Origin of the sequence: Streptomyces sp. NPDC002574 (genome assembly GCF_042889545.1) — a bacterium.
Classification (GTDB): Bacteria; Actinomycetota; Actinomycetes; order Streptomycetales; family Streptomycetaceae; genus Actinacidiphila.
In genome coordinates, this window is sequence record NZ_JBIARB010000003.1 from 161,521 (window position 1) to 182,803 (window position 21,283).

Here is a 21,283-nt window from a genome sequence, read left to right on the forward strand (position 1 = left end):
ACGTGGCGGAGGGGAACGGCATGACCCCGGAGTCGTGGCTCGACACACCGGATCGGGGCGACGGACGGGTCTACGTGATGTCGGAGCCGATCACGTTCGCGGTCGACGTCGCTCTCGCCACGGGCAGACCGCTGCTCCTGAGAGGGAAGCCCGGGTCCGGCAAGTCCTCCCTCGCCCCGCACATCGCCATGCAGCGGGGATGGCGGTACTACGAACACGTCGTCACCAACCGCACGCAGCCGCGGGACCTGTTGTGGACGTACGACAGCCTGCGCCGGCTCCACGACGCCCAAAGGCCCGCGCGGGACGGTCACAAGCTCGACGACTGGGCCTATGTACGCCCCGAGGCCCTGTGGTGGGCACTCGCCCCGCAGTCCGCGCGGCGCCTGGGCCGCCCGGCAGCGGGTGGAGGGCAGGGAACCGCTCGCGAACCGTTCGCCGAGGTGAACGCGAACCGGGCCCCGGACTGCGCCGTCGTCCTCATCGACGAGATCGACAAAGCGGACCCCGATGTCCCCAACAGCCTGCTCGTACCCCTGGGATCCCACCGGTTCACGATCGCCGAGACCGGTACCGAGATCCGCACGGAGGAACCGCGCGCAGGCGCCGACCAGCGGCTGTCCCGGCACCTCATCGTCATCACCACCAACGAGGAACGGGAACTGCCGCAGGCATTCCTCCGGCGGTGCGTGGTCGCCGTCCTCCCCGAGCACGACCAGGAGACCCTGGTCCGCATCGCCCGTGAGCACATGGAGCACTGGCCGGGCGGCGTCAGCGCCCGGGACCTGGGTCTCGCCGAAGCGGTGGCCGCGGAACTGGCCATCGTCCGGCAACGTGCCGAGGCCCAGGACCTGCGGTCGCCCAGCACCGCCGAGTACCTCGACGCCCTGCGGGCCTGCCGCACCCTCGGCGTCCACCCGCACGCGGACACCCAGCAGTGGAGGTGGCTGGTGAACAACGTGTTCATCAAGCCCCAGCAGGTGGCCGAGGGGCTCATGTGAGCGGCGAAGCCTGGCTCGGGGACCTCCTGCGCGCGGGCCGGGCCCTGGGAGCCTCGACCCCGCAGGAATGGGCGCGCATCGCCGCGGCACTCGGGCTGGGCCACGACCCGCCGGACGAGACCGCTCGTGTCTCCCGGGACACTCCCGTCCCCGGCGACGGTGCCGTGAACGGGGTCCCCCCTCGGGACCGCGAGGAGCCGGAGCCTTCTGATACCGGTCACCGGCCGCGGCGGCACCGGCCCCCCACCGCGCCCGAGGACGACGACACACCGGACCTGGACCCGGTGGAACGGACGTCGCCGCTCGGGCTCCGCTGGACGGTGGACCCGCTGCCCCCTCCCGACGGGCGCTCCTCCCTCGCCGCGCCGCTGCCGCACACTCCGTTGCTCGCGCCCCGCTCCACCGCCGCGATCCTGCGCACCGCGCTGGCCAGGATCACGGCCGAGGGCGAGCTCGACGTGGAGACAGCGGCTGAGCAACTGGCCCGTGCCCGCCCCCTCCACGAGATCCCGCGCCGGCCGCTCCCCACCCTCCGTTACGGAGTGCAGGTCCTGGCGGACATCTCGGCCAGCATGGAGCCGTTCGCCGGTGATGTGCAGGACATCATCGGTCAGGTGCGTGCGCAGGTCGGCGTTGCCGGTACCCAGGTGCTGCGCTTTTGCGACGTGCCCTCGCGCGGGGCGGGTCCGGGCCCGCGCGGTGCCTGGCAGGCGTACCGGCCGCCGCAGCAGGGCAGGCGGGTGCTCGTGCTCTCCGACCTCGGTGCCGGCGGCCCGCTGTTCAACCCGTGGCGGGCCCGGCCGGAGGAGTGGCACCGGACCGTGCACGCCATCAGGCAGCGCGGATGCGACGTGGTGGCCCTGGTGCCGCTCCCGGAACGGCAATGGCCCAAGTGGTGGCGCACGCTCCTGCCCGTGGTGCCCTGGGACCGGGGCACGACGGTCAGCCGTGTCCTCGGAGTCGTGGGATGAGGGTTCACGGCGTACGGCCCGGACGCGAGCTCGCCGTGCTGCTCAGCGTCACGAGTCGTATCGAGCCCGAACTCATTCGCGCGGTGCGGGTGGTTGCCGCGCCCCGCCTCGATGTCGGCGCCGAGAGCGACCTCTGGTTCGGCGAATTGGTCGACCAGCGCGGCGCCGGGTACATCACGCTCCGCGAGGAACTTCTGCCCGAACTCCGCCAGGAACTGGCCGGGCTGCTGGAGGAGTCGCCTCCGGGCGCGCCCGTCCACAAGCTCGAGGAGGCGATCAGCCGGGTGCACGGAGGCCGTTCGCCGGCCCTGCTCGCCGAGGAACGCGTCACCTGGCTCGCCGTCGCCCGGCCTCGGGACGCCGACACCCAGATCTCCGCTGTCCTGCAGCCCGCGCTGCGGGCCTTGGTGGAGGAAGGGCGCGAGGGAATCGCCCGGTGGTTCGTCGACGCGTGGAGAAGGTTTCCCGAAGCCGTCCGGACGTCCACGGTGGGATGGCAGCTCGCCACCCTGTCCTTCGCCCGCTTCCCGGCCCGTGCGGTGTCCTTGGACCAGCCGGCCCGGTTGACGTTGGCCGACCTGGGGCCGATCGCCGGACAACTGCCCGCGGTCCGCCTGCCCGTCCGTCGCGACGGCGTCCGCATCGTACTCGGCGAGGGGGCACGGGGCCCTGGTGGATTCGCCCTCACGGTTCCGGACAGCGATCCGAGGATCCTGGAGCTCGTCGTCGGGACTTCGACCCGGACCGTCCTCGTCGGTCCGGGCGAGACGGTCGAGGAGTGGGTCGGTCCGGACAGCGTGCGCCTGGTCAGCGCGGACGGCGCGGTCTATGAACTCCCGGCCGGTCGTGAGCCGGGCCGGGGGGCGACGAGCGAGCACATCACGGTCAGCTACGCCGGTTTCCACCGGCCGTGGGCGGCGTGGATCGCTCACCAGCTGGAGCAGGTCGGACTGCGCACCACGATGCTGCGCTGGGACCCCGGGTCCGAGGGCCGGCTGGCCGACATGCTGTCGGACCTCCTGCGGGTCCCCGGGCGGCTGCTGCTCGTGCTCGACGACTCCTACTTCCGGCTCGGTCCCCGGACCGGCGAGGAGTGGACCTCGGCGCTGCGTGAGGTCGTGCCGCCCAACGCCGACCGGCTCGCCGCGGTGAGCGTCGCGAACGAGGCCTTGCCGGCGGGTGTCGCCGCCCTGCGTCCCGCCGGCCTGCACGGGCTTGCCGCGGCCGAGGCCCGCCGCCGCATCCTGCGGCGCCTGGACATCGACCCGGTCGTCACGGCGGCCGCCGAAGGCGACGTCAACGCCCCCCGCTACCCCGACGACCCCCCGGAGATCCGTAGGATCCCACGCCGCAACGAGCGCTTCACCGGCCGCGACAAGATCCTCGAAGACCTCCACGACAGGCTGACGGCCGGTGGGAACGAGGGTGCGCGATGCGCCCTCCACGGTATTTCGGGGGTGGGCAAGAGCCAGATCGCGCAGGAGTACTCCCACCGCTTCGGCAACGCCTACGACGTCGTCTACTGGGTCAGCGCCAACTACCGGGGCACGGCCCGCGAACAGCTCGCGCAGCTGGCCGAGCATCTGGGCCTGTCGGTGGGGCAGGAGATCGGCGACCGCATCCGTGCCGTCCAGGAGGCCCTGCGTACCGGTCGCCCGCACGAGCGCTGGCTGCTGGTCTTCGACGGCGCCGACTTCATGGACCAGATCGAGGACCTGATCCCGGAGGGCCGCGGCCACGTGCTGCTGACCACACTCACGCGTGACTGGTCTGCCGCGGGTCGTGCCGAGGAGATCGAGGTACCGCCTTTCCTGCGTGAGGAGAGCGCCGCCTACGCCCTGCGCAGGGCGCCGCGCCTGACGCCCGGCGAGGCTGATGACCTGGCCGACGCCGTCGAGGACCTGCCGCTGCTGCTGGCCCAGACCGCCGCCTGGCTGGACACCAACCCGATGCCCGTCCGGGAGTACGTGGCCCTGATCCGCCGGGGCGAGCCCGACCAGGTGGGTATCGGCATCGGCGAGAACTACCCGATGAGCTTCCAGACCAGTTGGTCGATAACGCTCAACACGCTTCGCGAACGCGCCCCGGGAGCAGCCGAACTGCTGAAGCTGCTGGCGTTCTTCTCCCCGGACGCCATTCCCGTCCGGCTGATCCAGTCCGCCCGCGCCCCGGACCTGCCCGAGCACCTCGCCGCGCTCGCCGCGGATCCGATCGGCTGGCCCACCGCGCTGCGCCGCCTGTCGGAGGCCACCGCGGTGCGTCTGGACCAGGAGACCGTGGCCGACACCGTGCAGATGCACCGGCTCTACCACGGCTTCCTCCGCAACGACCTCAGCGAGGACGAGGGCGTCGCCCTTTCCGCGACCGCGTGCCGGATCCTGGCCCGTGCGGACCCCCGGATGCCGACCGAGCCGGGCGTGTGGCACCGCTACGCGGAGCTGGTCCCGCACCTGACGTACTCCGGGGCCCTGGAGAGCGACGACGAGGAAGTGCAGGACCTCGTCGTCAACTGCATGAACTACCTGCGCACATGCGGCGAGTACCAGACCGGTCTCACCTTGTGCGAGGAGGCACTGGCCAGGTGGCACGGCCGCATCCCGCCGACCCGTCGCGTCATGCTGCTCGCGACGACGCTGCACACCAACCTGTTGCGGAGGTCCGGCCGCTACCGCGAGGCCGAGGCGGTGGGCCGGTCGGTGGTGCTGGCGTTCGCGGACCGGGCGCCGGACGATCCCGACCTGCTGACCGCCCGTAACGCCCTTGGAGGCGCCCTGCTCGCCCAAGGGCGGTTCCACGAGGCCCATGAGCTCTATGAGGACATGCACCGGCACAACCAGCGCACTTTCGGAGCGGAGAACCCGCGGACGCTCCAGGCGAGGGAGAACCTGGGTCTCGCTCTCGGCCTCCTCGGTCGCTATGAGGCGGCATTGGAGCTGTACGACGAGAACGCGCGCGTCCGCACGCGGCTGTACCGGGGCGACCACCCCGACACACTGCGCTCCGTACTGGACGCCACCAGGATGCTGCGCCTGTTGGGCCGGTACACGGAGGCCATGCCCAGGCAGGAGCTCAACGTCCGCCTGCACCGCCGGCGGCTCGGCCCGAACAACCCCGAGACGCTGCGGGCGGAGCACAACCTCGCCCTGTGCATGCGCCGCCAGGGCGACCTGACGGGGGCCGAGGCCCTGATGAGCAGCGTCGTGGCGCGCTGCGTGCAGGTGCAAGGGCTCCGTCACCCGGAGACGCTGATGGTACAGGCGGATCTCGCCGCCCTGACCCGGGAGCAGGGCAACCTCGACGAGAGCCGCGAACTGTCCGAGAGGGTCGCGGAGCGCTACCGCGAGCTGGTGGGCGAGGACCACCCGTACACGATCGGCACCTACGGCAACACCGGCCTGGTGCTGTGGGAGTACGGCGAGCGCGACGCCGCCCTGGCCATCGCCGAACGCGTCCTGGTGGGCATGCGCCGGGCCGTCGGCGAGGACCACCCCTGGGTCCTGGGCTGTGCCCTCAACGCCTCGGGTGCCCGGCACCTGGCGGGTCACGAGGAGGACGCGCTCGAGCTGAGCCGCGGCAATCTCCGGCAGGCCGTGCGGACCTTGGGCGGCACCCATCCCCTCACGCTGTCCTGCAAGGCGGCCCTCGCGGACGACCTGAGGACCCTGCGGCGTGCCGAGGAGGCGGGCGAGCTGGAGCGCGAGGCACTGCAGCAGCTGACCGACACCCTCAGCGCCCAGCACCCGCACACCATGTCCGTGCGCCGCCGCGAACGCCTCCACTGGGACTTCGAACCCCAGCCCATCTGAGCCCGGCACGCGAGGGGCCCCGCACTCGGTGAGTGCGGGGCCCCTCGCGTGGTGTCGCTCAGTGGTGCCTTCGTGCTTCAGTGCCTCAGAGCTCGAAGACCTCGTGCACCAGCTGCTCCTGCTCCTGCTGGTGCCGCTTGGCGGAACCGACCGCCGGCGACGAGGAGGACGGGCGCGAGACGCGACGCAGCCGGTCGGCGTTGTCGGGGGCGGCGCCCAGGACCAGGTCGAGGTGGTCGATCAGGTTGAGGGCGATGAAGGGCCAGGCACCCTGGTTGGCCGGCTCGTCCTGGGCCCAGACGTACTTCTGGGCCTTGGTGAACGGGGCCAGGGCGGCCTGGATCTCCAGGCCCGGGAGCGGGTAGAGCCGCTCGATCCGGATGAGGGCGGTGTCGAAGGCACCGCGCTTCTCCCGCTCGGCGACGAGGTCGTAGTAGACCTTGCCGGAGCAGAAGACGACCTTGCGGACCTCTTCCGGCCGGACGGCGGAGTCGCCGATGACCGGCTGGAACTGACCGGAGGTGAAGTCCTCGGTCGTCGAGGTCGCCGCCTTCAGACGCAGCATCGACTTCGGGGTGAAGACGATGAGCGGCTTGTGGTGCGGGTTGTGGACCTGCCACCGCAGGAGGTGGAAGTAGTTCGCCGGGGTGGTCGGGACCGCGACCGTCATGTTGTTCTGCGCGCACAGCTGCAGGAAGCGCTCGATGCGGGCGGACGAGTGGTCCGGGCCCTGGCCCTCGTAGCCGTGCGGGAGGAGCAGGGTGACGCCGGACGTCTGGCCCCACTTCTGCTCGGCGGAGGAGATGAACTCGTCGACGACGGTCTGCGCGCCGTTGACGAAGTCACCGAACTGGGCCTCCCAGGCGACGAGCGCGTCCGGGCGGGCGAGCGAGTAGCCGTACTCGAAGCCCATCGCCGCGTACTCGCTGAGCAGCGAGTCGTAGATGTTGTAACGCGCCTGGTCGTCGGAGAGGTAGAGCAGCGGGGTGTAGTCCTCGCCGGTCTCCCGGTCGACCAGGACGGCGTGCCGCTGGCCGAAGGTGCCGCGGCGGGAGTCCTGGCCGGCGAGCCGGACCGGGGTGCCCTCCATCAGCAGGGAGCCGATGGCGAGGGTCTCGCCCATGGCCCAGTCGATCGTGCCGTCCTCGACCATGGCCGCCCGGCGCTGCAGCTGCGGCAGCAGACGCGGGTGGACGGTGATCCGCTCGGGGATGTTGACCTGCGAGGCGGCGATCCGCTTCACGGACTCCTGGCTGATCGCCGTGGCGACCGGGACCGGGAACTCCGGTCCGGTGGCCGCGTTCTCCTCCTGCTGCGAGGTGGCGGGCGCGGTGGCCTCGCGGACCTCGGTGAAGACCTTCTCCAGCTGGCCCTGGTAGTCCTGCAGGGCCTGCTCGGCCTCTTCCAGGGTGATGTCGCCGCGGCCGATCAGGGACTCGGTGTAGAGCTTGCGCACCGAGCGCTTCTTGTCGATCAGGTCGTACATCAGCGGCTGGGTGAAGGACGGGTTGTCGGCCTCGTTGTGACCGCGGCGGCGGTAGCAGATGAGGTCGATGACGACGTCCTTGTTGAACGCCTGGCGGAACTCGAAGGCGAGCCGCGCGACGCGGACCACGGCCTCCGGGTCGTCGCCGTTGACGTGGAAGATCGGCGCCTCGATCATGCGCGCGACGTCGGTGCTGTACATCGACGAGCGCGAGGACTCCGGGGCGGCGGTGAAGCCGACCTGGTTGTTGATCACCACGTGCACGGTGCCGCCGGTGCGGTAGCCGCGCAGCTGCGACATGTTGAGGGTCTCCGCCACCACGCCCTGGCCGGCGAAGGCCGCGTCGCCGTGGAGGACGACCGGCATGACGGTGAAGTCGGTGCCGCCCTTGCCGATGACGTCCTGCTTGGCGCGGGCGATGCCCTCGACGATCGGGTCGACCGCCTCCAGGTGCGAGGGGTTCGCGGCCAGCGAGACCTTGATCTGCTCGCCGTCCAGACCCGTGAAGGTGCCCTGGGCGCCCAGGTGGTACTTCACGTCGCCGGAGCCGTGCATCGACTTCGGGTCGAGGTTGCCCTCGAACTCGCGGAAGATCTGCGCGTACGACTTGCCGACGATGTTGGCCAGCACGTTCAGCCGGCCGCGGTGGGCCATGCCCATGACGACCTCGTCCAGGCGCGACTCGGCTGCCGCGTCGATCACGGCGTCGAGCAGCGGGATGACGGACTCGCCGCCCTCCAGCGAGAAGCGCTTCTGGCCGACGTACTTGGTCTGCAGGAACGTCTCGAAGGCCTCGGCGGCGTTGAGCCGGCGCAGGATGCGCAGCTGCTCGTCGCGCTCGGGCTTGGTGTGCGCCCGCTCGACGCGGTCCTGGATCCACTTGCGCTGCAGCGGGTCCTGGATGTGCATGAACTCGATGCCGACGGTGCGGCAGTACGAGTCGCGCAGCACGCCGAGGATGTCGCGCAGCTTCATCAGGGACTTGCCGGCGAAGCCGCCGACCGCGAACTCGCGCTCCAGGTCCCACAGGGTGAGCCCGTGCTCGGTGATGTCGAGGTCGGGGTGCTTGCGCTGCTTGTACTCCAGCGGGTCGGTGTCGGCCATGACGTGGCCGCGGACCCGGTAGGAGTGGATCAGCTCGAAGACGCGGGCGGCCTTGGTGACGTCGTCGTCGTGGCTGGCGTCGATGTCCTTGAGCCAGCGGACCGGCTCGTAGGGGATGCGCAGCGCCTCGAAGATGTCGTCGAAGAAGTTGTTCTCGCCCAGCAGCAGCTGGTTCATGATCCGCAGGAACTCGCCGGACGCGGCACCCTGGATGACCCGGTGGTCGTAGGTGCTGGTCAGCGTCATGACCTTGGCGATGCCCAGCTTGTTCAGGGTGTCCTGGGAGGTGCCCTGGAACTCGGCCGGGTAGTCCATCGAGCCGACGCCGAGGATCACCGACTGCCCGGGCATGAGCCGCGGCACCGAGTGGACGGTGCCGATGCCGCCGGGGTTGGTCAGGGAGACCGTGACGCCGGAGAAGTCGTCCATGGTCAGCTTGCCCACGCGGGCGCGGCGGACGATGTCCTCGTAGGCCTGCCAGAACTCGAAGAAGTTCAGGGTCTCGGCCTGCTTGATCGCCGCGACGACCAGCTGGCGGTCGCCGTTGGGCTTGACCAGGTCGATGGCGAGGCCGAGGTTGACGTGCTCGGGCTTGACCAGCGTCGGCTTGCCGTCCTTCTCGGCGAAGGACCAGTTCATCGACGGCATGATCTTCAGCGCCTGCACCATGGCGTAGCCGATGATGTGCGTGAAGGAGACCTTGCCGCCGCGGGCGCGCTTGAGGTGGTTGTTGATGACGATGCGGTTGTCGAACAGCAGCTTCACCGGGATGGCGCGCACGGACGTGGCCGTGGGCAGCTCCAGCGAGGCGTGCATGTTCTTCGCCACGGCCGCGGACGGACCGCGCAGCGTCACGAACTCGGGGCCCGCGGGGCTCTCGCCGGCGGCGGCCTTGGGGGCCGGGGTCGGCTGCTGCGCCGGGGTGGGCTTCACGACGGCGGGCTTCGCCGGGGCGGGAGCCGGGGCGGCGGCCGGAGCCGGGGCGGGCGCGGCGGGCGCGGCCGCGACCGGCTTCACCGGCGCGGGGGCCGGGGCTGCCGGAGCCGCGGGGGCCGGGGCGGGAGCGGCGGCACCGTTGGCGGCCGGCGGAGCGGCCGGCGCTGCTGCGGGGGGCGTCGCAGGACGGCCCGTGGCGACCGCGGAACCCGTATCCGCTCCCGGCTTGTAGTCGGCGAAGAAGTCCCACCAGGCTCGGTCGACCGAGTTCGGGTCCTGGAGGTACTGCTGGTAGATCTCATCGACAAGCCACTCGTTCGGCCCGAATCCAGCGGCAGGGTCCTGACCCTGCCCGTCGGTTTCGGTCCTGGGGGTACCGCCCGGCCGGAGGCTGGGGGAACTCGAGCTATTGGGGGACTGTGGCGACACGGCGGTAACCGCCCTCTTCCGCTTCACAAGGTGATGGACAGCGGGAATAAAGGCTACGCCTATTGGACCGGTTCATGCAGGCCCGGGGGCCAGTCGTCGCCTAAGTCACATCGAAAGTGCGGTTTCGGCGCGGAGATTGGCGGGAAAGAGGTCCCGAATCGACTGCCTCTGGCCGGGCGCAGCGAGCCCCCGGCCGTACTGCGTACGTCAGTGCGCCAGGGCGCGAGTGCGCGAGTGCGCGAGTGCGTCAGACCGGCACCGGGGCGGAACCCGGCAGGGTGACGCGTATCCGGCAGCCGCGCGGGGACTCGGCCACCTTGATGTCGCCGCCGTGGAGGTCCACCGCCCAGCGGGCGATGGCCAGCCCCAGTCCCGTACCGCCGTCGCCGGGGCCCGCGGTGCCGCGGTTGAAGCGCTCGAAGACCCGGGTGCGCTCCGCCTCGGGGATGCCGGGACCCTCGTCCAGCACCTCCAGGTCCAGGCTGCCGGGGCCGGCGCCGCGCCGGGCGCGGATGGTGACCCGGCCGCTCGGCGGGCTGTGCTTGACGGCGTTGTCGACCAGGTTGGCGACCACCTGGTGCAGCCGCTCGGCGTCCGCGTAGGCGGTGAGCTCCGGCGGCGAGACGTCCAGGTGCAGATGGACGTCCTTGCGCGGCCGGGCGCCCGGCCCGCTGTCCTGCAGCCCCAGGCTCGCGGTCTTGATCACGGCCGACAGGTAGGGCCACACCTCGAAGCGCTTGGCGTCCAGCGGAACGATGCCGCTGTCGAGGCGGGACAGGTCCAGCAGGTGGGCGACGAGCAGGCTCAGCCGCTCGGCCTGCTGCAGTGCGGTGCGCATCGTCTCCGGGTCGGCCTCGGAGACGCCGTCGACGACGTTCTCCAGGACCGCGCGCAGCGCCGCGATCGGGGTGCGCAGCTCGTGTGAGACATTCGCCACCAGCTCCTTGCGGTGCCGGTCGACGGCCTCCAGGTCGGCGGCCATGCGGTTGAAGGCGTCGGCCAGCTCGCCGACCTCGTCACGGCGGGCGGCGGTGACCCGGCGTCCGTAGTCGCCGCGGGCCATGCCGATGGCCACCGAGGTCATCTCCCGCAGCGGCGCGGTCAGCCCGTGGGCGACCAGCTGGGAGATGAGCAGCGAGGCGATGATCGAGAAGATCGTGATGATCCTGATCTCGGTCGCGGAGTGCATCGCCACATAGATGAGGAACGTGGTGATCGCCACAGAGGCGATCACCAGGAACTGCAGCGCCGCCTTGATGGACCGGAACGGGTCCCACGGCCGCAGCGCGGCCCACACACGGTCCCGCAGGCTCGGCGGGGGTGGCGCGCTGAAAGGGCTCATGGCGTGGGGGTCTCGAGGGCGTAGCCGACGCCGTGGACGGTACGGATGCGCTCCGCGCCGATCTTGCGCCGCAGGGCCTTGACGTGGCTGTCGACGGTCCGGGTGCCCGACGCGTCCGCCCAGTCCCAGACCTCCGCGAGCAGCTGCTCGCGGGAGAGCACGGCGCGCGGCTGCTGCGCCAGGCACACCAGCAGGTCGAACTCGGTGGGCGTCAGGTGCACGTCCGCGCCGCGGACCCGGACCCGCCGCTGGGCGTTGTCGATCTCCAGGTCGCCCAGCTGCATGTTGGCGCCGCGCGGGTCGCGGGCGGCGATGGTGGCCCGCTCCACGCGGCGCAGCAGGACGTGCACCCGGGCGACGAGCTCGCGCAGCGAGAACGGCTTGGTCATGTAGTCGTCGGCGCCCACGCCGAGGCCGACCAGCATGTCGGTCTCGTCGTCGCGCGCGGTGAGCATGAGCACCGGCACGGGCCGCGCAGCCTGCACGCGGCGGCAGACCTCCAGGCCGTCGTAGCCGGGCAGCATGACGTCCAGCACCAGCAGGTCGGGCTGCCAGGCGGCGGCGGTGTCCACCGCGGCCGGCCCGTCGCCGGCGGTGCGGACCTGGAAGCCCTCGGCCCGCAGGCGTACGGCGATGGCGTCGGCGATCGTCGCGTCGTCCTCGACCACCAGCACCCGGCGCTGCGCGCCGGGGGTGGCCGCGACCGCTGCGGCGTCGCCCGGAGTCGGCTGAGTGGTGTCCATGTGCGGTCCCCCATGGTCGTTTGCGTTGCGCAGCAGCGTACGGGGCACAACCGTGCCGCGGCTATCCGGGTGTGATTGCCAGGTGCACGACATCCGGAACGCCCCGATTCACGGGTGTCTCGATCGTCCGGACCTGCGTGAACTGCGCAGCCCGCAGTGCGTCCTCGAACGCGGCGGACGGCTGGGCCGACCATACCGCCAGTACGCCGCCGGGTGTGAGCCGTGCCCGGCAGGCCGCCAGGCCCTCGGGGCTGTACAGGCCCCGGTTGTCGTCGGTGACCGTCCAGTCGGGGCCGTTGTCGATGTCCAGGCACAGGGCGTCGTAGATCGCGTCCGCCTCCCGCAGGTACGCCACGAGGTCGCCCTCCAGGACCGTCACCCGCGGATCGTCCAGCGCGTGCTCGGAGAACGGGGCCAGGTGCCCGGCGCGGTGCCAGTCGACGACCGCGCGCTCGCGCTCGGCCACCGCGATCCGCCCCCAGCGCGGCTGCCGTACCGCGTGGGCCAGTGAGAAGCCCACACCCAGGCCCCCGATCAGCACCGACAGGTCCGCCCGGTCCGCCGGCAGGGCCGCCAGGGCCGCGTCGACCAGCAGCCGCTCGGAGCGGCCGTCGGAGGTGTCCATCAGAAAGGTGCCGTTGGCGATGATCTCGAACCGCTCGCCGTGCCGGCGCAGGGCCACCTCGCCGTACGGTCCCTCGCGGCGGTCGAGCGTGACGGGTCGTCCCTCTTCGTTCGCGTGCATGGGCTCAGCGTAATGAGCGGCTGGTCAGGGGCCGGTCGGAGGCCGGTAGGGGGTCGATCGCTCAGAGCGAACACGGTCCGGGGAACACCGGGGGCATCAGAAGCATTGAGTCTGCATAGCTCAACTTGATTGCTTTAGGGAGAGATAATGGCTCAATCGTCTTCGTCGGCGTTCGCGCCGCTCACCCTGCCCGTGCTGCCGCTCGACGACGCGGTGGTCCTGCCGGGCATGGTCGTGCCCGTGGACCTCACCGACGCCGAGGCGCGTGCCGCGGTCGAGGCGGCCCAGGCCGCGCAGCGGTCCGGTCTGCCCGGTGTCGGCAACAAGCCGCGGGTCCTGCTCGTTCCCCGGGTGGACGGCGACTACGCGGGAGTGGGCACGCTGGGCACCGTCGAGCAGGTGGGACGGCTGTCGGACGGCGATCCCGGGGCCGTGATCCGCGGCGTCAGCCGCGTGCGCATCGGTGCCGGCACGACCGGACCCGGCGCCGCGCTGTGGGTGGAGGGGACCGAGCTCGCCGAGCCGGTGCCCGCCGAGGCGCCCGGCACCGTCGCGGAGCTCGTCAAGGAGTACAAGGCACTGGCCACCAGCTGGCTGCGCAAGCGGGGCGCCTGGCAGATCGTGGACCGCGTCCAGCAGATCGACGACGTCTCGCAGCTGGCCGACAACGCCGGCTACTCCGGTTTCCTCACCACCAAGCAGCGCGTCGAGCTGCTGGAGACCGTGGACCCGGTCGCCCGGCTGAAGCTGGCCACGCAGTGGCTGCGCGACCACCTGGCCGAGCAGGACGTCGCGGAGACCATCCGCAAGGACGTCCAGGAGGGCATGGAGAAGCAGCAGCGCGAGTTCCTGCTGCGGCAGCAGCTGCAGGCCGTCCGCAAGGAGCTGGCCGAGCTGAACGGCGACCCGGAGGACGAGGCGGACGACTACCGTTCCCGCGTCGAGGCCGCCGACCTGCCCGAGAAGGTGCGCGAGGCCGCCATGAAGGAGGTCGAGAAGCTGGAGCGGTCCAGCGACGCGTCCCCCGAGGGCAGCTGGATCCGCACCTGGCTCGACACCGTCCTGGAGCTGCCGTGGAACACCACGACCCAGGACGCCTACGACATCCCCGGCGCGCGGGCGGTGCTGGACGCCGACCACGCGGGCCTGGACGACGTGAAGGAGCGCATCACCGAGTACCTGGCCGTGCGCAAGCGCCGCACCGACCGCGGTCTCGGGGTCGTCGGCGGGCGCCGCGGCGGTGCGGTGCTGGCCCTGGTGGGTCCGCCCGGCGTCGGCAAGACCTCGCTCGGCGAGTCCGTGGCCCGCGCCATGGGACGCAAGTTCGTGCGCGTCGCGCTCGGCGGCGTCCGCGACGAGGCGGAGATCCGCGGCCACCGCCGCACCTACGTCGGCGCGCTGCCCGGCCGCCTGGTGCGCGCCATCAAGGAGGCCGGGTCCATGAACCCGGTGGTCCTGCTGGACGAAATCGACAAGGTGGGCTCCGACTACCGCGGCGACCCGGCCGCGGCCCTGCTGGAGGTCCTGGACCCGGCCCAGAACCACACCTTCCGGGACCACTACCTGGAGGTCGAACTGGACCTGAGCGACGTGGTGTTCCTCGCCACCGCCAACGTCCTGGAGGCCATCCCCGAGCCGCTGCTGGACCGTATGGAACTGGTACGGCTGGACGGCTACACCGAGGACGAGAAGGTCGTCATCGCGCGTGACCACCTGCTGCCGCGCCAGCGCGAGCTGGCCGGGCTCGGCGAGGACGAGGTCGCCGTCGACGACGCGGCCCTGCGCAAGCTGGCCGGTGAGTACACCCGCGAGGCGGGCGTGCGCACCCTGGAGCGGTCGATCGCCCGCATCCTGCGGAAGGTCGCGGCCGAGCACGAGCTCGGCGAGCGCGAGCTGCCGTTCACGGTGACCCCGGAGGTCCTGCGGGACCTCATCGGGCGGCCGCACCACGTGCCGGAGTCGGCGCAGGACCCGCAGGAGCGGCGCACGGCGGTGCCGGGTGTCTCCACGGGCCTGGCGGTGACCGGCGCGGGCGGTGACGTCCTCTACATCGAGGCGTCGCTCGCCGACCCGGAGACCGGCGGCAGCGGGCTGCAGCTCACCGGCCAGCTGGGCGACGTGATGAAGGAGTCGGCGCAGATCGCGCTCTCCTTCCTGCGCTCGCACGGCGCCGAACTGGAGCTGCCGGTCGGCGACCTGAAGGAGCGCGGCGTCCACATCCACGTCCCCGCGGGCGCGGTCCCGAAGGACGGTCCGAGCGCGGGCGTCACCATGACCACCGCGCTGGCCTCGCTCCTGTCGGGGCGCCGGGTCCGCACGGACGTGGCGATGACCGGCGAGGTGTCGCTGACCGGGCGCGTGCTGCCCATCGGCGGCGTCAAGCAGAAGCTGCTGGCCGCGCACCGCGCCGGGATCACCACCGTCGTGATCCCCAAGCGGAACGAGGCGGACCTGGACGACGTCCCCGCGGAGGTCCTGGAGAAGCTGGAGGTCCACGCGGTCTCGGACGTCCGGCACGTGCTCAAGCTGGCCCTGGAGCCCGCCGTCACCGGTGCGGACTCGGAATCGGACTCCGACGCGGACTCCGGCCTGGAGACCTCGGTCGCGGCGTGAGTGACGCCCCGACCGGGTGAGAGAAGAGAGCGGCCCCTCCCATGCGCCTGGGAGGGGCCGCTCCCGTGGGTGGGCGAGTGACACCCGGCGCGCATGTGCCCCTGGTCACGTCGTTGATCCACGTCTGCGAAATACTGGGGGCGCTGCACATACGGCGGCACCTGAAGAGAAGTTTCCGTCCTGAAAGCGGGTGACCGCGTGGCCGAGACGGCCGGGTCCCACGGAGGTGCAGACCCAGTGATGGAGGCGCTCGAACGCGAACTGACCGTCCTGTTCCGGCGGGCCAGGGCCTCCCAGGGCGAAATGGCCCGCGAGGTCCACCCCGAACTCGAACCGGCGGCGTACGGGCTGCTCGCCCGGCTCGCCGAGACCGGGCCGCAGCGGGCGACCGTCCTGGCCGGGTACTTCGGGGTCGGCAAGGCGACGATGAGCCGCCAACTGCGCGCCCTGGAGGAACTCGGGCTGATCCTCCGCGAGCCGGACCCGGCGGACGGCCGGGCCTTCCTCGTCCAGCTGACCGCGGAGGGCGAGGCCCGCTTCACCCGCGTCCGCCTCGCACGGAGGGCCCGCTACGTCAGCCGGCTGCGCGGCTGGGACCGCCTGGAGCTGTCGGAACTCGCGCGGCTGCTGGCTCAGCTGAACGACTCGCAGGAAGGTGCGTGACGCCGCGCTCGGCTGCACCGGGTGGGGTGGTGGCGCGGGGTTCGAGGCCGCGCCGCTAGAGCTCCACGAGGATCGCGGTGGCGTCGTCGCTGGGCTTGCCGCGGGGGAAGCGGGTGCCGGCCGGGTCGGCGGACTCCGCCAGGCGGACCCGGCGGACGAGTTCGTCGGGACCGGACTTGCGCAGCAGGGCGAGCAGGCCGGGGCGGTCGGTCTCGCCGAAGACGTCGGCGAGGCGGGTCGCTCCGTCGGTGAGGGCGGCGATCGCGCGCACCGAGGACCGCGGCCGTACGCCGGTGACGGCGCGGGCCGCCACCCCCGGGTCCGCCGCGGCCGTGAAGAAGCCGCCCTCGGCGTTGCGGAGCGCCTCGACGGCCTCGACGTACGCCGCCGCGGCCCGCGCGCGCTCCGCGCCGCCGCGCGGCAGCGCGCGGACGGCGGCGCGCAGGGCGGGCACCGGATCGGGCAGGCGGTCCAGGCGGTCGTCGAGGACCGCGTGCACCGCGCCGGAGGCGTCCTCGATGAGCAACTCCGAGTCGGATAGCACCAGATGCTCCACGCTGTCCGCATTCCACCGGACCGCCACAACCGTCGCCTGGGGAGTGCGCCGGTGATAAAGGTCACAGGTCTCGCGGTGCGTGTCGGCGGTCCGGGCGATGGCCCGCGCGAGACACTGCGCCAGCGGTGGCGCCGAGGGCGAAACGGACAGTTCGATCATGGAACCGCCCAGCTCGGAGACGTACCAGGGCACCGAGTGGCGGCATCCGGTGGGGCCGTCGGGCGGGGTGACGCCGTCCAGCAGGACCAGTGAACCGCCGCCACCTGATGCGGGCATGGCGATCGCCGCGAAGTCCTCGTTCGGACGATCGGGGGTGCCGGGCTCGGTGGCCGTCTCGACGCGCATGCGTCCAGTGTGCGGCACCCGCTCGCACGGCCTGTTCGAACCCTGGCGGGGGCCCGCCGCGGGGCCCGGGCCGTGAAGGCGCGCATCCTGCCAGGACCGCGAGGAGGACGCCAGTTCCCCACCGATCCCGTCGGTGAACCCGCGAGTAACGATCCCGTGCGGGAGTTGGACGTCAACTTGTCCGTGCGATTCACTCGTTCGGGTGTCGAGGTGAGGGACGCACATCTGCATTCCGGGTCGGCCTGAGATGGTCGGGACGATGCCGGGAAGAGGCCAGACGTTGCCGTGCTCGGCGCTCGGCCGATGTGTCGTCATCTCGGGACAACTGGACCAGGCAGACGGGATAGCGAGCACCGGTGCGAACACGACGTAACCCGCGGACCAAGCGCGTGCGGCAGAGACTGCTCGGTGCTCTGCTGATCTGCGCCGTCACCGTTCTGGCCGCCTCCGCTCCGGGGGTGGCGACCGCCGTACGGGACCTCGCCGAGTCCCAGCGACTGCTGGGCATGGCCCGGCTCCAGGCGCAGGCGGTCTCCCTCGGCCATGTGCTGGCCGACGAGCGCGACGACACGGCGGTGCTCGTCGCCACCGGCCGGTCCGCCGAGGGCGGCACGGGCGACTCCGACGCCGAGAAGGGGCGTGTCGACCGGCAGATCGAGGAATTCCTCGCCGCCGCCGCGGACGCCGACACCGCCGACGCCCCGGCTTTCGCGGCCGCGCTCGCCGAGGCCGACCAACGGCTCGGCGAACTGCCCGCGATCCGGCAGAAGGCGCACTCCGGTACCGGTGGCGCCGTCGCGGCCGTCATGGCCTACCAGCCGCCCATCGACGCGCTGAACGGCGTGGGCGCGGCCGTCGCCCGGTCGCTGCCCGCCCGCGGCGCCTCCGCCGACACCACCGCGCTGCCCTTCCTCGCGCGCGCCGTCGACCAGGCCTCGTTCCAGCGCGGCCTGCTGGTCGGCGCTCTCGCCGCGGGCGGCCCGCAGGCCGAACTGGTGGGCGCCGCGCAGACCGCGGCGGTGGGGGAGCGGACCGCGCTCGCCGACTTCCACGCCGCGGCCTCGTCCGCCGCGGACGAGCAGTACGAGCAGACCGTCACCGGCTCCGACGTCTCCACCGCCGAGCGGCAGCTGAAGACCCTGCTGAACGCGGGCTCGCTCTCGGCCCACGACCAGGAGCTCACGTCCTCCTCCGCGCAGTCCGCGCTCTCCGCGCGGATCGACCTGATGCGCGGGGTCGAGTCCTCGCTCGCGGCGGCCTCCGCCGACCACCTCGCCGCGCTGCGCTCGGACGACGTCACCGGCCTCGAACTGCACGTCGCGCTGGCCGGCGTCTGCTTCCTGCTGGTCCTCGGCACCTGCGTCTCCACCGCCCGCTCGATCACCCGGCCCGTCGCCGCCCTCAACCGCTTCGCGCGCGGTGACGTACCGGCCGACGAGCAGGTCAGGGCCGTCGGCTCGGACGAGTTCGCGGCGGTGGCCCGCGCCGTCAACGCGCTGCGCGCGGAGACCGTGGGCCTGCGTGACCGGGTCGCCGGCCAGGACGCCGAGCACACGCGGGTGCAGGGCGTGCGCGACGCGCTCGCCGCCGAACGCGACCTGCTGCGCAGCCGGCAGGAGGCACTGACCGCCGAACTCGCCACTTTGCGCGGCAGCGTCAGCGCCACCTATGTGAACCTCACGCTGCGCACGCTCGGCCTGGTCGAGCGGCAGCTCACGCTCATCGAGAAGCTGGAGGAGCTGGTCCACGACCCGGACGAGCTCGCCCAGCTGTTCCGCCTGGACCACCTGGCCACCCGCATGCGCCGCAACAGCGAGAACCTGCTGCTGCTCGCGGGCACCGAGCACGGCCACGCGCACCCCCGGCCGGTGCCGCTGGTCGACGTGGCGCGCGCCGCGGTCTCCGAGATCGAGAAGTACGAGCGGGTCCGCATCCAGCAGTTGCCCGCGGGCCGGATCGCCGGGTTCGCCTCGGACGACCTCAGCCACCTCGTCGCCGAACTGCTGGAGAACGCCACCACGTTCTCGCCGCCGGAGACCGAGGTGCAGCTGTCCGGCTGGATGCTGGAGAACGGCGAACTGATGCTGTCCGTCGAGGACGAGGGCATCGGCCTCCCGGCCGCCCGGCGGGAGGAGCTCAACGCCCTGCTGACGCAGGCCGACCCGGCCGCGCCGACGTCCGAGGCCACCGGCATGGGCGCGTACGTGATAGCCCGGCTGGCCGCCCGGCACGGCATCCGCGTCCAGTTGCGCGACGCCAAGCACGGCGGCACGACCGCCGTCGTGGTCGTCCCCGCCTCGCTCACCGCGCCCGCGGAGGACCCGGAGGGGCCGCAGAGCCCGGTCGAGGCCGCGGTCGCGGGGGAGCCGTGGCAGCCGCGTGCGGTCCGGCCCCGGTCGGCCCCGCTGCCCGCCCCGCGCGAGGAGCGGGACGGACTGCCGGCCGGCCAGGACGCGGGGGAGCCCGCGGCCGAGGGGGAGGGCACCGGGCACGAGCCGATCGAGCACGCCCGCGCAGACCAGCCGGTGTCGACGCCCATGCCCGCACCGGCGCCCGTCCCCGCACCGGCGCCCGCGCTCGCCGCGGACGGGACACCGTTGACCGCCAAGGGACTGCCGCAGCGCGTCCCGCGCGCCACCGGCCTGTCGGGCGAGCCCCAGGTCCGTGACGCCCGCCAGGGGAGGGCGGTGGACCCGGAGGAACTGCGGCGCAAGCTCGGTGGCTTCGCCCAGGGCCTGCGCGACGGACGGGCGGACGCGGACGCCGAGACACGTGAGATCCGGCGCGACACGGACGCGCCCGAGGGGACGACGGAAACAGCGGAAAAGAAAGTCAGCTCGGGGGGACCACAACAAGTCGAAGCCGAAGGCGTCGAGGAGGCACGCGGTTGATGTCGGCCAGAACGGACACCCAGAGCGAGCGGGACCTGAGTCACGAGGCACGCAACCTCCAGTGGCTGTTGCGCAATTTCGTGGACGACGTGCCGGGCGTCCGCTCCGTGGCCGTCGTCTCGTCGGACGGACTGCTGCTGCTGAACTCCGAGTCGGACGAAGCAGACGAAGCGGACGAGCCCGACGGGCAGGACGGCTCGGCGGGTGCCGCGGACGCGTCCGAGCGGTCCGCCGACGATGACGACGACCCCGCCGCAGGACCGCCCAAGGGCCCGGCCGGCACCTTCGCCGACCTGGCGACGGTGGTCTCCGGCATCGCGTCGCTCACCGACGGCGCCGCGCGCCTGATGGAGGGCGGCGGGGTCCGGCAGACGGCCGTGGCGATGGACAACGGCAGCGTGTTCGTGATGTCGATCAGCGACGGCTCGCTGCTGGGCGTCCACGCGGACGCCGAGTGCGACATGAGCGTCGTGGCGTACCACATGGCCCTCTTCGTCGGCCGGGCCGGCCATGTGCTCACCCCGCAACTCCGCACGGAGTTGCGGCAGGCGATCGAAGGAGCCCGCTGATGCCCCGGCACGCCGCCGCGCTCCCGGTACGCGGCGCGGGGCGCCGCTCGGCCCGGGTGCGCCCCTACGCGCTGACCGGTGGCCGGACGTCCTTCGGGCACGTGCTGCTCGTCGAGACCTTCGTGGCCACGATCGACGGTGCGCAGGAACGCCGCGAACTGACCTCCGGGGGCTGGGCGGAGCGCGTGATGCCGGAGATGCGCGCCATCGTCGAACTGTGCCGCCGGATGCGCTCGGTCGCCGAGATCTCCGCGCTGCTGCGCATGCCGCTGGGCGTCGTCCGCGTGCTGCTCAGCGATTTGGCCGATCAGGGAAGGATCCGTGTGTACGGGACCGGGCACGGGCCCGGCACCCCCGATCGCGCGCTGCTGGAGAGGGTGCTCGGTGGACTTCGCAGGCTCTGAGATGACGTCGGTGGCGGAGGAAGAGGGCCTGCAGGAGTGGCAACTGGACGTGAGTCGCGCGCCCACCTCGACCAAGATCGTCGTGGCGGGCGGCTTCGGCGTGGGCAAGACCACGTTCGTCGGCGCGGTCTCCGAGATCACCCCGCTCACCACCGAGGCGGTGATGACCCGGGCCAGTGAGGACATCGACGACCTCGGGTCGACCCCGGACAAGACCACGACCACGGTGGCGATGGACTTCGGCCGCATCACGCTCGACCGGGAGCTGGTGCTCTACCTGTTCGGCACGCCCGGCCAGCAGCGGTTCTGGTTCATGTGGGACGACCTGGTGCGCGGCGCCATCGGCGCGGTCGTGCTGGCCGACACCCGGCGGCTGGCGGACGCCTTCCCGGCGCTGGACTACTTCGAGACCAGCGGGCTGCCCTACGCGGTGGCGGTGAACCAGTTCGAGGGCACGACCGCGTACGACGAGATCGACGTCCGTGAGGCGCTGGCCGTACCGGACGAGGTCCCCGTACTGATCTGCGACGCGCGCGACCGCCCGTCGGTGATCCAGGTGCTGCTGGCCCTGGTCAAGCAGGCCCTGGTCGCCCACCCGGAGTAGCAGTCCTCCGGTGGCGCCCCGCGGGGGCCGCCGGAACCCCGACCCACCTCACCCCCATTCAGCAGCACCGTACGA

The 21,283-nt window shown here is 72.2% G+C and carries 14 protein-coding genes; 9 read left to right on the forward strand and 5 right to left on the reverse strand.

What is annotated here, in order from left to right; translation table 11 throughout:
- Positions 1-2: 2 nt before the first annotated feature.
- The 3 genes from ACFYXS_RS07710 to fxsT are packed head-to-tail and all read left to right on the forward strand — an operon-like array spanning position 3 to position 5,778.
- Entirely contained in the window at positions 3-1,001 is a 999-nt protein-coding gene (locus ACFYXS_RS07710) for an AAA family ATPase (RefSeq protein ID WP_389245006.1), read from the forward strand.
- On the forward strand, positions 998-1,972 hold the full coding sequence (locus ACFYXS_RS07715; RefSeq protein WP_389245008.1) for a hypothetical protein: 975 nt from the start codon (positions 998-1,000) through the stop codon (positions 1,970-1,972). The genes ACFYXS_RS07710 and ACFYXS_RS07715 overlap by 4 nt, the downstream gene beginning before the upstream one ends.
- Positions 1,969-5,778 carry an FxSxx-COOH system tetratricopeptide repeat protein gene (gene fxsT, locus ACFYXS_RS07720; protein ID WP_389245010.1) on the forward strand — a complete coding sequence of 1,270 codons (3,810 nt, stop codon included), beginning with the start codon at positions 1,969-1,971 and terminating at the stop codon, positions 5,776-5,778. Before ACFYXS_RS07715 ends, fxsT begins: the two co-directional genes overlap by 4 nt.
- A gap of 85 nt (positions 5,779-5,863) precedes the next feature.
- Here fxsT and ACFYXS_RS07725 read toward each other — a convergent pair whose 3' ends face one another.
- The 4 genes from ACFYXS_RS07725 to ACFYXS_RS07740 all read right to left on the reverse strand — a co-directional run bounded on the left by ACFYXS_RS07725 (position 5,864) and on the right by ACFYXS_RS07740 (position 12,563).
- Positions 5,864-9,733, reverse strand: a complete 3,870-nt coding sequence (locus tag ACFYXS_RS07725) for a multifunctional oxoglutarate decarboxylase/oxoglutarate dehydrogenase thiamine pyrophosphate-binding subunit/dihydrolipoyllysine-residue succinyltransferase subunit (protein WP_389245012.1) — start codon at positions 9,731-9,733, stop codon at positions 5,864-5,866.
- A 247-nt stretch (positions 9,734-9,980) separates the two neighbouring features.
- Entirely contained in the window at positions 9,981-11,075 is a 1,095-nt protein-coding gene (locus ACFYXS_RS07730) for an ATP-binding protein (protein WP_389245014.1), read from the reverse strand.
- Positions 11,072-11,818, reverse strand: coding sequence for a response regulator transcription factor (locus ACFYXS_RS07735; RefSeq protein WP_319660041.1), 747 nt, complete (start codon positions 11,816-11,818; stop codon positions 11,072-11,074). Before ACFYXS_RS07735 ends, ACFYXS_RS07730 begins: the two co-directional genes overlap by 4 nt.
- Positions 11,819-11,879: 61 nt before the next feature.
- Positions 11,880-12,563 (reverse strand): spermidine synthase, encoded by a 684-nt coding sequence (locus ACFYXS_RS07740; RefSeq protein WP_389245016.1) that lies wholly within the window; start codon positions 12,561-12,563, stop codon positions 11,880-11,882.
- A 147-nt stretch (positions 12,564-12,710) separates the two neighbouring features.
- Here ACFYXS_RS07740 and lon point away from each other — a divergent pair, with 147 nt between their 5' ends.
- A complete protein-coding gene (gene lon / locus ACFYXS_RS07745; protein ID WP_389245018.1) occupies positions 12,711-15,176 on the forward strand; it encodes an endopeptidase La in 2,466 nt (821 codons plus the stop codon).
- Positions 15,177-15,416: 240 nt separating this feature from the next.
- Complete coding sequence (locus ACFYXS_RS07750; RefSeq protein WP_389245020.1) at positions 15,417-15,839, forward strand: MarR family winged helix-turn-helix transcriptional regulator; 423 nt, start codon at positions 15,417-15,419, stop codon at positions 15,837-15,839.
- A 55-nt stretch (positions 15,840-15,894) separates the two neighbouring features.
- Here the strand turns inward: ACFYXS_RS07750 and ACFYXS_RS07755 are convergent, their stop codons facing one another.
- A complete protein-coding gene (locus tag ACFYXS_RS07755; RefSeq protein ID WP_389245022.1) occupies positions 15,895-16,740 on the reverse strand; it encodes a hypothetical protein in 846 nt (281 codons plus the stop codon).
- A 389-nt stretch (positions 16,741-17,129) separates the two neighbouring features.
- On the opposite strand from ACFYXS_RS07755, the gene ACFYXS_RS07760 reads away from it, so the two are divergent.
- Genes ACFYXS_RS07760 through ACFYXS_RS07775 form a run of 4 tightly spaced genes read left to right on the forward strand, consistent with a single transcriptional unit; the run spans position 17,130 to position 21,208 of the window.
- Entirely contained in the window at positions 17,130-19,631 is a 2,502-nt protein-coding gene (locus ACFYXS_RS07760; protein WP_389245024.1) for a nitrate- and nitrite sensing domain-containing protein, read from the forward strand.
- Positions 19,631-20,200, forward strand: coding sequence for a roadblock/LC7 domain-containing protein (locus tag ACFYXS_RS07765; protein ID WP_389245026.1), 570 nt, complete (start codon positions 19,631-19,633; stop codon positions 20,198-20,200). The genes ACFYXS_RS07760 and ACFYXS_RS07765 overlap by 1 nt, the downstream gene beginning before the upstream one ends.
- Positions 20,200-20,604: a DUF742 domain-containing protein gene (locus ACFYXS_RS07770; RefSeq protein ID WP_319660034.1), complete on the forward strand. Its 405-nt coding sequence runs from the start codon at positions 20,200-20,202 to the stop codon at positions 20,602-20,604. The genes ACFYXS_RS07765 and ACFYXS_RS07770 overlap by 1 nt, the downstream gene beginning before the upstream one ends.
- A gap of 1 nt (position 20,605) precedes the next feature.
- Positions 20,606-21,208 (forward strand): ATP/GTP-binding protein, encoded by a 603-nt coding sequence (locus ACFYXS_RS07775; protein ID WP_389245028.1) that lies wholly within the window; start codon positions 20,606-20,608, stop codon positions 21,206-21,208.
- Positions 21,209-21,283: the final 75 nt, after the last annotated feature.